General features: G+C 59.4%; 9 protein-coding genes and 1 pseudogene. 9 read left to right on the forward strand and 1 reads right to left on the reverse strand.

The annotated features are described in order from the left end of the window. The first annotated feature begins 56 nt into the window (after positions 1-56). The 7 genes and pseudogenes from dnaK (at position 57) to KI242_RS04385 (ending at position 9,886) form a co-directional block, all read left to right on the forward strand. Positions 57-1,973 carry a molecular chaperone DnaK gene (dnaK, locus tag KI242_RS04355; RefSeq protein ID WP_011059188.1) on the forward strand — a complete coding sequence of 639 codons (1,917 nt, stop codon included), beginning with the start codon at positions 57-59 and terminating at the stop codon, positions 1,971-1,973. A gap of 322 nt (positions 1,974-2,295) precedes the next feature. Further along, positions 2,296-3,419: pseudogene (gene dnaJ, locus KI242_RS04360) on the forward strand (molecular chaperone DnaJ). A 10-nt stretch (positions 3,420-3,429) separates the two neighbouring features. Continuing rightward, the gene (dapB, locus tag KI242_RS04365) at positions 3,430-4,236 is read left to right on the forward strand and encodes a 4-hydroxy-tetrahydrodipicolinate reductase (RefSeq protein WP_011059190.1); all 807 of its coding nucleotides are present in this window, start codon (positions 3,430-3,432) and stop codon (positions 4,234-4,236) included. Between the two features lie 256 nt (positions 4,237-4,492). Then, on the forward strand, positions 4,493-5,629 hold the full coding sequence (gene carA, locus KI242_RS04370) for a glutamine-hydrolyzing carbamoyl-phosphate synthase small subunit (protein ID WP_011059191.1): 1,137 nt from the start codon (positions 4,493-4,495) through the stop codon (positions 5,627-5,629). Positions 5,630-5,758: 129 nt separating this feature from the next. After that, positions 5,759-8,980 carry a carbamoyl-phosphate synthase large subunit gene (carB, locus tag KI242_RS04375; RefSeq protein ID WP_011059192.1) on the forward strand — a complete coding sequence of 1,074 codons (3,222 nt, stop codon included), beginning with the start codon at positions 5,759-5,761 and terminating at the stop codon, positions 8,978-8,980. Continuing rightward, positions 8,977-9,453, forward strand: a complete 477-nt coding sequence (greA, locus tag KI242_RS04380) for a transcription elongation factor GreA (RefSeq protein WP_011059193.1) — start codon at positions 8,977-8,979, stop codon at positions 9,451-9,453. The genes carB and greA overlap by 4 nt, the downstream gene beginning before the upstream one ends. A 28-nt stretch (positions 9,454-9,481) precedes the next feature. Further along, the gene (locus KI242_RS04385; RefSeq protein ID WP_011059194.1) at positions 9,482-9,886 is read left to right on the forward strand and encodes a hypothetical protein; all 405 of its coding nucleotides are present in this window, start codon (positions 9,482-9,484) and stop codon (positions 9,884-9,886) included. Positions 9,887-9,898: 12 nt separating this feature from the next. On the opposite strand, the gene KI242_RS04390 is transcribed toward KI242_RS04385, so the two are convergent. Further along, on the reverse strand, positions 9,899-10,207 hold the full coding sequence (locus KI242_RS04390) for a YhbY family RNA-binding protein (protein ID WP_015634115.1): 309 nt from the start codon (positions 10,205-10,207) through the stop codon (positions 9,899-9,901). A 104-nt stretch (positions 10,208-10,311) separates the two neighbouring features. Here KI242_RS04390 and rlmE point away from each other — a divergent pair, with 104 nt between their 5' ends. Together rlmE and ftsH are read left to right on the forward strand one after the other, a co-directional pair. Further along, positions 10,312-10,941 carry a 23S rRNA (uridine(2552)-2'-O)-methyltransferase RlmE gene (gene rlmE / locus KI242_RS04395; protein WP_011059196.1) on the forward strand — a complete coding sequence of 210 codons (630 nt, stop codon included), beginning with the start codon at positions 10,312-10,314 and terminating at the stop codon, positions 10,939-10,941. A gap of 201 nt (positions 10,942-11,142) precedes the next feature. After that, positions 11,143-13,047 carry an ATP-dependent zinc metalloprotease FtsH gene (gene ftsH, locus KI242_RS04400; RefSeq protein WP_011059197.1) on the forward strand — a complete coding sequence of 635 codons (1,905 nt, stop codon included), beginning with the start codon at positions 11,143-11,145 and terminating at the stop codon, positions 13,045-13,047. The last annotated feature ends 5 nt before the right edge of the window (positions 13,048-13,052 follow it).

Consider the following 13,052-nt stretch of genomic DNA (forward strand, 5'->3'; position numbering starts at 1 on the left):
CCGCAGTTTGCCACCACAGCTGCGGCATCCAAATCCAAAGTTTCGGGAGAGTTAACATGGGCAAGATTATCGGTATTGACTTGGGGACCACCAACTCGTGCGTCTCCATTCTTGAAAACGGCAACGTAAAAGTTATCGAAAACGCTGAAGGCGCGCGTACCACGCCGTCGATCATCGCGTACGCCAACGATGGCGAAATCCTGGTAGGTCAGTCGGCCAAGCGTCAGGCTGTCACCAACCCGCACAACACCCTGTACGCAGTAAAGCGTCTGATCGGTCGTCGCTTCGACGAAGAAGTTGTGCAGAAAGACATCCAGATGGTCCCTTACAAGATCGTCAAGGCTGACAACAACGACGCCTGGGTTGAAGTGAACGGCCAGAAAATGGCTCCGCCACAGATCTCGGCTGAAATCCTCAAGAAAATGAAGAAGACCGCCGAAGACTACCTCGGCGAAGCCGTGACCGAAGCGGTCATCACTGTTCCGGCCTACTTCAACGACAGCCAGCGCCAGGCGACCAAAGACGCCGGCCGCATCGCAGGCCTGGACGTCAAACGTATCATCAACGAACCAACCGCAGCCGCTCTGGCCTATGGTATGGACAAGGCCAAGGGCGATCACACCGTGATCGTTTACGACCTGGGCGGTGGTACTTTCGACGTTTCGGTGATCGAAATCGCTGAAGTCGATGGCGAGCACCAGTTCGAAGTGCTGGCCACCAACGGTGACACCTTCCTCGGTGGTGAAGACTTCGACATCCGCTTGATCGACTACCTGGTTGATGAGTTCAAGAAAGAAAGCGGCATGAACCTCAAGGGTGACCCGCTGGCCATGCAGCGCCTGAAAGAAGCTGCCGAGAAAGCCAAGATCGAGCTGTCCTCGAGCCAGCAGACCGACGTCAACCTGCCGTACATCACTGCAGATGCCACCGGTCCTAAGCACCTGAATGTGAAGATCTCCCGCGCCAAGCTGGAATCGCTGGTTGAAGACCTGGTTCAGCGCACCATCGAGCCTTGCCGTATCGCGCTCAAAGACGCCGGTATCGACGTGGGTTCGATCAACGACGTGATCCTGGTCGGCGGCCAGACCCGTATGCCGCTGGTACAGAAGACCGTAACCGACTTCTTCGGTAAGGAAGCGCGCAAGGACGTCAACCCGGACGAAGCTGTTGCCATGGGTGCTGCCATCCAGGGTGCGGTACTGGCCGGCGACGTGAAAGACGTACTGCTGCTGGACGTCAGCCCGCTGACCCTGGGTATCGAAACCATGGGTGGCGTGATGACCGCGCTGATCGAGAAAAACACCACGATTCCTACCAAGAAATCCCAAGTGTTCTCGACTGCCGACGACAACCAGGGCGCAGTGACCATTCACGTACTGCAGGGCGAGCGCAAGCAAGCCGCGCAGAACAAGTCCCTGGGCAAGTTCGACCTGGCCGACATTCCACCAGCTCCACGTGGCGTGCCGCAGATCGAAGTGACCTTCGACATCGACGCCAACGGCATCCTGCACGTAGGTGCGAAGGACAAGGCTACCGGCAAGACTCAGTCGATCGTGATCAAGGCCAACTCGGGTCTGTCGGATGAAGAGATCCAGCAGATGATCCGTGACGCTGAAGCCAACTCGGAAGAGGATCGCAAGTTCGAAGAACTGGCCACCGCCCGTAACCAGGGTGATGCGCTGGTGCACTCGACTCGCAAGATGGTGGCTGACGCCGGTGACAAAGTGACCGCGGAAGAGAAAACCGCAATCGAAGCCGCCGTGGTTGCCCTGGAAGCTGCCGTCAAGGGCGACGACAAGGCTGCCATCGACGCCAAGGTCGAAGAGCTGTCGAAAGTCTCGGCCCCGGTTGCCCAGAAGATGTACGCCGAACAGGCCCAGCCTGCAGAAGGCGCGGCACCGCACGCCGAGTCTGCTGAAAAAGCCGACGATGTCGTCGACGCCGAGTTCGAAGAAGTAAAAGACCACAAGTAATGGCTTGTTGGTCGGCCGGTTGACTGCCTTCGGGCGGTGACTGGTAGGATGTCGCCGCGCGGGAGCTTGCTCCCGCGTTGGCGTGTCTGGAGTCAGCGAAATTTTGACGGCGTACAAGCTCCGTTTGTGCGCTGGCGGTCGGGTCGGAGAAGCTCCTGCTTTCCGGCTGTGATGACCGCAATGGTCGGCCCGCAACCGGGTTGGCTTTCCAAGACCAGGATCGTTGAATTGACGTGAGTTGGGTCCGGGCCTGTATTGGGGCTCAGCGAGTTTGGCAGAGCTCAGGAGGGTTTGCCGGACGTCCTTAAGAGTGCAAAGACTTATGGCAAAGCGTGACTATTACGAAGTGTTGGGTGTGGAGCGTGGCTCCAGCGATGCGGAGCTGAAAAAGGCTTACCGTCGTTTGGCGATGAAGCATCACCCGGACCGTAATCCCGGCGACAAAGCGTCGGAAGACATGTTCAAGGAGGCCAACGAGGCCTACGAAGTACTGTCCGATTCCAGCAAGCGTGCCGCGTATGACCAGTACGGCCACGCTGGTGTCGACCCGAGCATGGGTGGCGGGGTGCCGGCTTCGGCGGGCAGAACTTCTCCGATATCTTCGGTGACGTGTTCAGTGATTTCTTCGGTGGCGGTCGCGGCGGTTCCCGTGGCGGTGCGCAGCGCGGCAGCGACCTGCGTTACACCCTGGAGTTGAACCTGGAAGAGGCGGTGCGTGGCACCACGGTGAATATCCGTGTGCCGACACTGGTCAACTGCAAGCCATGCGATGGTTCGGGCGCCAAGAAGGGGTCTTCCCCTGTCACTTGTCCGACCTGTGGCGGTATTGGTCAGGTGCGCATGCAGCAGGGTTTCTTCTCGGTGCAGCAGACCTGCCCGCGCTGCCATGGCCAGGGCAAGATCATTTCCGATCCGTGCGATTCCTGCCACGGCGAAGGTCGGGTCGAAGAGTACAAGACGCTGTCGGTGAAAGTGCCGGCAGGTGTCGATACCGGCGACCGTATTCGTCTGTCCGGCGAAGGCGAGGCGGGGACCCAGGGTGGCCCGACTGGCGACCTGTATGTGGTGATCAATGTGCGTGAGCACGCGATCTTCCAGCGCGACGGCAAGCACCTGTTCTGTGAAGTGCCCATCAGCTTCGTAGATGCGGCGTTGGGTGGCGAGCTGGAGATTCCGACCCTGGATGGTCGGGTCAAGCTGAAGATTCCCGAAGGAACACAGACCGGCAAGCAGTTCCGGATTCGTGGCAAGGGCGTTGCTCCCGTGCGTGGCGGCGGTGCCGGCGACCTGATGTGCCGGGTTGCGGTGGAGACGCCAGTGAACCTGAGTCGTCGTCAGCGCGAGCTGCTGGAAGAGTTGCGTGGTTCGCTGGACGACGACAATTCTCACTCGCCGAAAACCACCGGCTGGTTCGAGGGCGTCAAGCGCTTCTTCGGCGACCTGTAAGGAGTAACGCATGCGACGTATAGCAGTGATGGGCGCCGCCGGGCGCATGGGCAAGACCCTGGTCGAGGCCGTGCAACTGCGTTCGCCGCTCTCCGGGCTGACCGCGGCGATCGTGCGTCCGGGCAGTTCTCTGGTGGGGGCGGATGCGGGTGAGCTTGCATCCCTGGGGCGTCTTGGCGTGCCGATGTCCGACAGCCTGGAGAAGGTGGTTGATGAGTTCGATGTGCTGATCGACTTCACCTTGCCGGAAGTGATGCTCAAGAACCTGGCGTTCTGCCGCAAGGCAGGCAAGGCCATGGTGATCGGTACCACCGGCCTGGGTGCCAGGGAAAAGCAATTGCTGGCCGAGGCGGGCAAGGAGATTCCGATCGTCTTCGCTGCCAACTTCAGTGTTGGGGTCAACCTGTCGCTGAAGCTGCTGGATATGGCGGCTCGGGTGCTGGGTGATGATGCGGATATCGAGATCATCGAGGCGCATCACCGACACAAGATCGATGCGCCATCGGGCACCGCCCTGCGCATGGGTGAGGTGATCGCCAGCGCTCTGGGGCGCGATCTGCAGCAGGTCGCGGTGTATGGTCGTGAAGGCCATACCGGCGCCCGTGAGCGTGAAACCATCGGCTTCGCCACGGTTCGTGGTGGCGATGTGGTGGGGGATCACACCGTGCTGTTTGCCACTGAGGGCGAGCGCCTGGAGATTACCCACAAGGCCTCCAGTCGCATGACCTTCGCCAAGGGCGCGGTGCGTGCCGCGCTGTGGCTGGACGGGCGCGAGGCCGGCCTATACGACATGCAGGATGTGCTGGATCTGCGTTGAGATGCATCTGAAGTGGGGTTGAGGCTGTCCTTCAACCCCACTTCGTACCGCTAGGCGATGTTCTGTCGCATTCCTCTGCCTTTAGGGCTCATTAGCGGTGGACCGAAAAAGCCTTTTTCTGTAAGCTACAGCTTTAGTGTGTCCACTAAAAGCGCGCAGATAATTCGACGAAGAAGCGGGGTGACGTGTCTATACGTCATTCCGCTTTTTTGCAACCTGCGATCGCCCTTTCAGGCTCTATTTACGGGAGGTCTTCTTGACTAAGCCAGCCATACTCGCCCTTGCTGATGGCAGCATTTTTCGTGGCGAAGCCATTGGAGCCGACGGTCAAACCGTTGGTGAGGTGGTGTTCAACACCGCAATGACCGGCTATCAGGAAATCCTTACCGATCCTTCCTACGCCCAACAGATCGTTACCCTGACTTACCCTCACATCGGCAACACCGGCACCACGCCGGAAGATGCCGAGTCCGACCGCGTCTGGTCGGCCGGCCTGGTCATCCGTGACCTGCCGCTGGTAGCCAGCAACTGGCGTAACACTCTGTCCCTGTCCGATTACCTGAAAGCCAACAACGTGGTGGCGATCGCTGGTATCGACACCCGTCGCCTGACCCGCATCCTGCGTGAGAAAGGTGCACAGAACGGCTGCATCATGGCCGGTGACAACATTTCCGAAGAAGCGGCGATCGCTGCAGCGCGCGGCTTCCCTGGCCTCAAAGGCATGGACCTGGCGAAAGTCGTCAGCACCAAGGAAAGCTACGAGTGGCGTTCGACTGTCTGGGATCTGAAGACCGACAGCCACGCCACCATCGAGGCTTCCGAGCTGCCGTATCACGTGGTTGCCTACGACTACGGGGTCAAGCTGAATATCCTGCGCATGCTGGTGGAGCGCGGTTGCCGCGTCACCGTGGTGCCTGCCCAGACCCCAGCGAGCGATGTGCTGGCTCTCAAGCCTGACGGTGTGTTCCTGTCCAACGGCCCAGGTGACCCCGAGCCTTGCGACTACGCCATCAAGGCGATCAAGGAAATCCTCGAAACCGAGATTCCGGTGTTCGGCATCTGCCTGGGTCACCAACTGCTGGCCCTGGCCTCTGGTGCCAAGACCCTGAAAATGGGCCACGGCCACCACGGTGCCAACCACCCGGTGCAGGATCTGGACAGCGGCGTGGTCATGATCACCAGCCAGAACCACGGTTTTGCGGTGGATGAAGCCACGCTGCCGGGCAACGTCCGGGCGATCCACAAGTCGCTGTTCGACGGCACCCTGCAGGGTATCGAGCGCACCGACAAGAGCGCGTTCAGCTTCCAGGGCCACCCGGAAGCCAGCCCGGGCCCGAACGATGTGGCGCCGCTGTTCGACCGCTTCATCAACGAGATGGCCAAGCGACGCTAAGCGCTCGCCTTGAAAGTGTAGCGAGCAGCGCTTGAGGGCGGCCCCGGCAAATCCGGCGGAACCCCTCGGGCGCCTCAGAGAATGTTCAAGACGGCTTGCCGACTGACCTGCGGATTTGAGTGACAACCCATGCCAAAACGTACAGACATTAAAAGCATCCTGATTCTTGGCGCTGGCCCGATCGTGATCGGCCAGGCCTGCGAATTCGACTACTCCGGCGCCCAGGCTTGCAAGGCCCTGCGCGAAGAGGGTTACCGGGTCATCCTGGTGAACTCCAACCCGGCTACCATCATGACCGACCCGGCCATGGCCGACGCCACCTACATCGAGCCGATCAAGTGGCAGACCGTTGCCAAGATCATCGAGAAAGAGCGTCCGGACGCGCTGCTGCCGACCATGGGCGGCCAGACTGCGCTGAACTGCGCCCTGGACCTGGAGCGTGAAGGCGTCCTGGAGAAGTTCGGCGTAGAGATGATCGGCGCCAACGCCGACACCATCGACAAGGCTGAAGACCGTTCGCGCTTTGACGCTGCCATGAAGTCCATCGGCCTGGCGTGCCCGCGCTCCGGTATTGCCCACAGCATGGAAGAGGCCAATGCGGTCCTCGACAAGCTGGGCTTCCCTTGCATCATCCGTCCATCCTTCACCATGGGTGGGACCGGTGGTGGCATCGCCTACAACCGCGAAGAGTTCGAAGAAATCTGCGCCCGCGGTCTGGACCTGTCGCCGACCAAGGAACTGCTGATCGACGAATCCCTGATCGGCTGGAAAGAGTACGAGATGGAGGTGGTCCGCGATAAGAAGGACAACTGCATCATCGTCTGCTCCATCGAGAACTTCGACCCGATGGGCGTGCACACCGGTGACTCCATCACCGTGGCTCCGGCACAGACCCTGACCGACAAGGAATACCAGATCCTGCGTAACGCCTCTCTGGCGGTGCTGCGCGAGATCGGTGTGGAAACTGGCGGTTCCAACGTGCAGTTCGGTATCTGCCCGAACACAGGCCGCATGGTCGTGATCGAGATGAACCCGCGGGTATCCCGTTCCTCGGCGCTGGCTTCGAAAGCCACCGGTTTCCCGATCGCCAAGGTCGCGGCCAAGCTGGCTGTCGGCTACACCCTGGACGAGCTGTCCAACGATATTACCGGCGGCAAGACCCCGGCGTCCTTCGAGCCGTCCATCGACTACGTCGTGACCAAGCTGCCACGCTTCGCCTTCGAGAAGTTCTCCAAGGCCGACGCGCGCCTGACCACCCAGATGAAGTCGGTGGGTGAGGTCATGGCCATCGGTCGGACCTTCCAGGAATCCCTGCAGAAAGCCCTGCGCGGTCTGGAAGTGGGCGTTTGCGGCCTGGATCCCAAGCTCGACCTGAGCAATCCGGAAAGCATGAACGTGCTCAAGCGCGAACTGACCGTGCCCGGCGCCGAGCGTATCTGGTACGTGGCTGATGCCTTCCGTGCCGGCATGACCGTCGAGCAGATCTTCGGCATGAACATGATCGATCCTTGGTTCCTGGTGCAGATCGAAGACCTGATCAAGGAAGAAGAGAAGGTCAAGACCCTGGGCCTGTCGGCCATCGACCGCGACCTGATGTTCCGCCTCAAGCGCAAAGGCTTCTCCGACCAGCGTCTGGCCAAGCTGCTGGGCGTGACCGAGAAGAACCTGCGCACACATCGTCAGAAGCTGGAAGTGTTCCCGGTCTACAAGCGCGTCGACACCTGCGCCGCCGAGTTCGCCACCGACACCGCGTACCTGTACTCGACTTATGAAGAAGAGTGCGAAGCCGCACCTTCGACCCGTGACAAGATCATGATTCTGGGCGGTGGTCCAAACCGTATCGGCCAGGGCATCGAGTTCGACTACTGCTGCGTACACGCCGCCCTGGCGCTGCGCGACGATGGTTACGAAACCATCATGGTCAACTGCAACCCGGAAACCGTTTCCACCGACTACGACACTTCGGATCGCCTGTACTTCGAGCCAGTGACCCTGGAAGACGTGCTGGAAATTGTCCGTGTCGAGAAGCCAAAAGGCGTGATCGTGCAGTACGGCGGCCAGACTCCGCTGAAACTGGCTCGTGCCCTGGAAGCCGCCGGCGTGCCGATCATCGGCACCAGCCCAGACGCTATCGACCGCGCCGAAGACCGTGAGCGCTTCCAGCAGATGGTCGAACGCCTGAACCTGCGTCAGCCACCAAACGCTACCGTGCGCAGCGAAGACGAAGCAATTCGTGCCGCCGCCAAGATCGGTTACCCGCTGGTGGTGCGTCCGTCCTACGTGCTGGGCGGCCGGGCGATGGAAATTGTCTACGAGGAAGATGAGCTCAAGCGCTACTTGCGCGAAGCGGTGCAAGTGTCCAACGACAGCCCGGTGCTGCTGGATCACTTCCTCAACTGCGCCATTGAAATGGACGTGGATGCGGTCTGCGACGGCACCGACGTAGTGATCGGCGCCATCATGCAGCACATCGAGCAGGCTGGCGTTCACTCCGGTGACTCTGCGTGCTCGCTGCCGCCGTACTCGCTGCCGGCGCACATCCAGGACGAGATGCGCGAGCAGGTCAAGAAAATGGCCCTGGAGCTGGGTGTGGTTGGCTTGATGAACGTGCAGCTGGCCCTGCAGGGCGATCAGATCTACGTCATCGAAGTGAACCCGCGCGCTTCCCGGACCGTGCCGTTCGTTTCCAAGTGCATCGGTGTCTCCCTGGCGATGATCGCTGCTCGTGTGATGGCCGGTAAGACCCTGAAAGAGCTGGGCTTCACCAAGGAAATCATTCCGAACTTCTACAGCGTCAAGGAAGCGGTATTCCCGTTTGCCAAGTTCCCGGGTGTCGACCCGATCCTCGGCCCAGAGATGAAGTCCACCGGTGAAGTGATGGGCGTGGGCGACACCTTCGGCGAAGCCTTTGCCAAGGCACAGATGGGTGCCAGCGAGGTGCTGCCGACCGGCGGTACTGCGTTCATCAGCGTGCGCGACGATGACAAGCCTCTGGTTGCAGGCGTGGCCCGTGATCTGATCAACTTGGGCTTCGAAGTGGTCGCTACTGCGGGCACCGCCAAGCTGATCGAAGCGGCCGGTCTGAAAGTGCGTCGTGTGAACAAGGTGACTGAAGGTCGTCCGCATGTGGTCGATATGATCAAGAACGACGAAGTCACTCTGATCATCAACACCACTGAAGGCCGTCAGTCGATTGCTGACTCTTATTCCATTCGTCGTAACGCCTTGCAGCACAAGATCTACTGCACCACCACCATTGCTGCTGGCGAAGCTATCTGTGAAGCGTTGAAGTTCGGTCCGGAAAAGACCGTGCGTCGCTTGCAGGATCTACACGCAGGATTGAAGGCATGAATAAATACCCAATGACCGTCCAGGGCGCGCGCGCCCTGGAAGAAGAGCATGCTCACCTGACCAAGGTCGTGCGTCCGAAGCTCAGCCAGGACATCGGTACGGCCCGCGAGTTGGGTGACCTGAAGGAAAACGCCGAATACCATGCCGCTCGCGAACAGCAGGGCATGGTAGAAGCGCGGATCCGCGATATTGAAGGCCGCCTGCAGAACTCGGTGGTCATCGATGTCACGACCATTCCCCATACCGGCAAGGTGATCTTTGGCACCACGGTAGAAATCGCCAACGTCGAAACTGACGAAAGCGTCACCTACCAGATCGTGGGTGAGGACGAGGCTGACATCAAACTCGGTAAAATTTCCGTCGGCTCGCCGATCGCTCGCGCCTTGATTGCCAAGGAAGAGGGGGATGTGGTGGCGGTCAAAACGCCTGGTGGCGTTATCGAGTACGAGATTGTCGAAGTCCGTCACATCTGAAAGAAGGCGCCCGCTGCACGCGGGCGCCATGCTTTGGCAGCTGGCCCAGATGTTGTGGGTCGGCGGCTTGTGGTTGTTGCATCTCGGCTTGCTGCCCGCCCTGGGGCAGATTGGCCTTGCCCCCTTGCTGATCGAAGAAATCTCGTCACTGCTCAGTGCGTTGCTGGTAGGTTTTTCAGCGGCGTGCCTGGTCCTGCAGATACTGGTATTGATCCAGTCCGAAGGGCTGAGGAGCTTGTGGCGGGATATTCGGGGGCAACTGCTATTGATGGCGATGTATGCGTGTGCGATGTATTTCGTCGTACGCATCTTGTTGCCGGAAGCTCAGCGCTGGCAGTTGTTCAGCTATCTGGTCCTGGGTTTTTCCGGGCTGGTACTGGTGTTGCAGCCAGTGCCGGGATGGGGTGGCAGGGTGCGCCAGGCACACCCTTGACCCGAGTCGACGTCAGTGGAAACGATGGACGTTCGACAATTGCTTGTTTACCTTGGCGTTCTTGCGGTAGATCAGCGCCATCTTGCCGATGACCTGCACCAGATCCGCTTTGCCGGCCTTGCACAATTGGGCAATGGCCTCCAGGCGCGACTCGCGCTCGAGGATGTTGAGCTTGATCTTGATCAGCTCGTGATCGCTCAAGGCGCGTTCAAGTTCGGCTAATACACCTTCGGTCAAACCGTTGTCAGCCACAGTCAATACTGGTTTCAGATGGTGGCCAATGGATTTGTACTGTTTCTTCTGCTCTTGAGTGAGCGGCATAATCTGACCCCTGCGTCTGATCTTGTAAAAAGCGGCGGCCAGTTTACCCGAGCGAGTCCGGGACCGCCCAGTTAATCACGACCCGTTTTATTTTGAGGTGGCCCGTGGCCCGTTCCAAAACTAGCCATAACTGGCTGAAAGAGCACTTCAACGACCCATTCGTCAAAATGGCGCAAAAAGATGGGTACCGTTCCCGTGCCAGCTACAAACTGCTGGAGATTCAGGAAAAGGACCGCCTTATCCGTCCTGGCATGAGTGTTATCGACCTGGGGGCCGCCCCGGGTGGCTGGTCGCAGGTGACCAGTCGTCTGATTGGTGGCCAGGGGCGCCTGATTGCCTCGGACATCCTGGAAATGGACAGCATTCCCGATGTGACCTTTATTCAAGGGGACTTCACTGAGGATGCAGTACTGGCGCAGATCCTCGAGGCGGTCGGAAATTCTGAAGTTGACCTTGTGATTTCCGATATGGCCCCCAATATGAGTGGGTTAGCAGCCGTGGATATGCCGCGAGCGATGTTCCTGTGCGAGTTGGCGCTGGATCTTGCTGGTCGGGTCTTGCGTCCAGGTGGTGATTTTCTGATCAAGATCTTCCAGGGTGAAGGCTTCGATGAGTACCACAAGAGCGTGCGGCAGATGTTCGAGAAAGTGCAGATGCGCAAACCGTCATCATCCCGTGACCGTTCTCGGGAGCAATACCTGCTGGGGCGCGGCTTCCGTGGTCGTAGTGAGTAAGTAAGAGTTTTGACTGGGGTGATAGGATTTTCGTATTTCGCCCCGTCAGATTAGGCGCATATTGTGTAGTCTAAGTTTCACATAGGGTTACAGACAGCGCCTGCCAGAGCTGTAGGTAATGTAGTAAGTTAGGCCGGTGAATATCATGCGAAGCGCGCGCCAGTAGCGGAGCTTGCTTCAGAGGGTAGTTAATTGAACGACATGGCAAAGAATCTGATCCTGTGGTTGATCATCGCCGCCGTCCTGGTGACGGTGATGAACAACTTCTCCAGCCCTAACGAGCCGCAGACCCTCAACTATTCCGACTTCATCCAGCAAGTTAAGGATGGCAAGGTCGAGCGCGTAGCGGTTGATGGCTACGTGATTACCGGCAAGCGCAACGATGGCGACAGCTTCAAGACCATTCGTCCTGCCATTCAGGACAATGGCCTGATCGGCGACCTGGTGGACAACCACGTGGTGGTCGAAGGCAAGCAGCCTGAACAGCAAAGCATCTGGACTCAACTGCTGGTGGCCAGCTTCCCGATCCTGGTGATCATCGCGGTGTTCATGTTCTTCATGCGCCAGATGCAGGGTGGTGCCGGAGGCAAGGGCGGGCCGATGAGTTTCGGCAAGAGCAAGGCGCGCTTGCTGTCTGAAGATCAGGTGAAAACTACCTTGGCTGACGTTGCCGGTTGCGACGAGGCCAAGGAAGAAGTAGGTGAGTTGGTTGAATTCCTCCGTGACCCAGGCAAGTTCCAGCGTCTGGGCGGTCGTATTCCTCGCGGCGTGTTGATGGTGGGCCCACCAGGTACCGGTAAGACGTTGCTGGCCAAAGCCATCGCTGGTGAAGCCAAGGTGCCTTTCTTCACCATTTCCGGTTCCGACTTCGTCGAGATGTTCGTCGGTGTGGGTGCCAGCCGCGTCCGTGACATGTTCGAGCAAGCCAAGAAGCATGCTCCTTGCATCATCTTCATCGACGAGATCGACGCCGTCGGTCGTCACCGTGGCGCCGGCATGGGCGGCGGTCATGATGAGCGTGAGCAGACCCTCAACCAGTTGCTGGTTGAGATGGATGGCTTCGAAATGAACGACGGCATCATCGTGATCGCCGCGACCAACCGTCCTGACGTACTGGACCCGGCCTTGCTGCGTCCGGGCCGTTTCGACCGTCAGGTCGTGGTTGGCCTGCCGGACATTCGCGGTCGCGAACAGATTCTCAAGGTGCACATGCGTAAAGTGCCAATGGGCGACGACGTCGCACCTGCGGTAATCGCCCGCGGTACCCCGGGTTTCTCCGGTGCCGACCTGGCGAACCTGGTCAACGAGGCCTCGCTGTTTGCGGCGCGTACCGGCAAGCGCATCGTTGAAATGAAGGAATTCGAACTGGCCAAGGACAAGATCATGATGGGCGCGGAGCGCAAATCCATGGTCATGTCCGAAAAAGAGAAGCAGAACACGGCTTATCACGAAGCTGGCCACGCCATTGTTGGTCGTGTCGTGCCCGAGCATGACCCGGTCTACAAGGTGTCGATCATTCCTCGCGGCCGGGCCTTGGGTGTCACCATGTTCCTGCCGGAAGAAGATCGTTACAGCCTCTCCAAGCGTGCCTTGATCAGCCAGATCTGCTCGCTCTACGGCGGTCGTATCGCTGAAGAAATGACCCTTGGCTTCGACGGCGTGACCACCGGCGCCTCCAACGACATCATGCGTGCCAGCCAGATCGCGCGGAACATGGTGACCAAATGGGGTCTTTCCGAGAAGCTTGGTCCGCTGATGTATGCCGAAGAAGAGGGTGAGGTGTTCCTGGGGCGCAGCGCGGGTAGCCAGCATGCGAGCCTGTCTGCGGAAACGGCGAAACTGATCGACTCCGAGGTGCGCAGCATCATCGATCAGTGCTACGGCACCGCCAAGCAGATCCTGACGGACAACCGCGACAAGCTGGACGCCATGGCAGACGCCCTGATGAAGTACGAAACCATCGACGCCGATCAGATCGACGACATCATGGCAGGGCGTACTCCACGCGAACCTCGTGATTGGGAGGGCGGCTCGGGTACTCCTCCTCCAGTAGTGCAGAATGAGCGTCCGGAAACACCCATTGGCGGCCCAGCAGCCGACCACTAAGGTTT

It is taken from the genome of Pseudomonas sp. Eqa60, from assembly GCF_018326405.1.
GTDB lineage: Bacteria > Pseudomonadota > Gammaproteobacteria > Pseudomonadales > Pseudomonadaceae > Aquipseudomonas > Aquipseudomonas protegens.

Excerpts from the sequence above, each read along its gene's own strand:
- dnaK (WP_011059188.1), top strand. The coding sequence starts at position 57 with ATGGGCAAGATTATCGGTATTGACTTGGGGACCACCAACTCGTGCGTC.
- dapB (WP_011059190.1), top strand. The coding sequence starts at position 3,430 with ATGCGACGTATAGCAGTGATGGGCGCCGCCGGGCGCATGGGCAAGACC.
- carB (WP_011059192.1), top strand. The coding sequence starts at position 5,759 with ATGCCAAAACGTACAGACATTAAAAGCATCCTGATTCTTGGCGCTGGC.
- greA (WP_011059193.1), top strand. The coding sequence starts at position 8,977 with ATGAATAAATACCCAATGACCGTCCAGGGCGCGCGCGCCCTGGAAGAA.
- KI242_RS04385 (WP_011059194.1), top strand. The coding sequence starts at position 9,482 with ATGCTTTGGCAGCTGGCCCAGATGTTGTGGGTCGGCGGCTTGTGGTTG.
- KI242_RS04390 (WP_015634115.1), bottom strand. The coding sequence starts at position 10,207 with ATGCCGCTCACTCAAGAGCAGAAGAAACAGTACAAATCCATTGGCCAC.
- ftsH (WP_011059197.1), top strand. The coding sequence starts at position 11,143 with ATGGCAAAGAATCTGATCCTGTGGTTGATCATCGCCGCCGTCCTGGTG.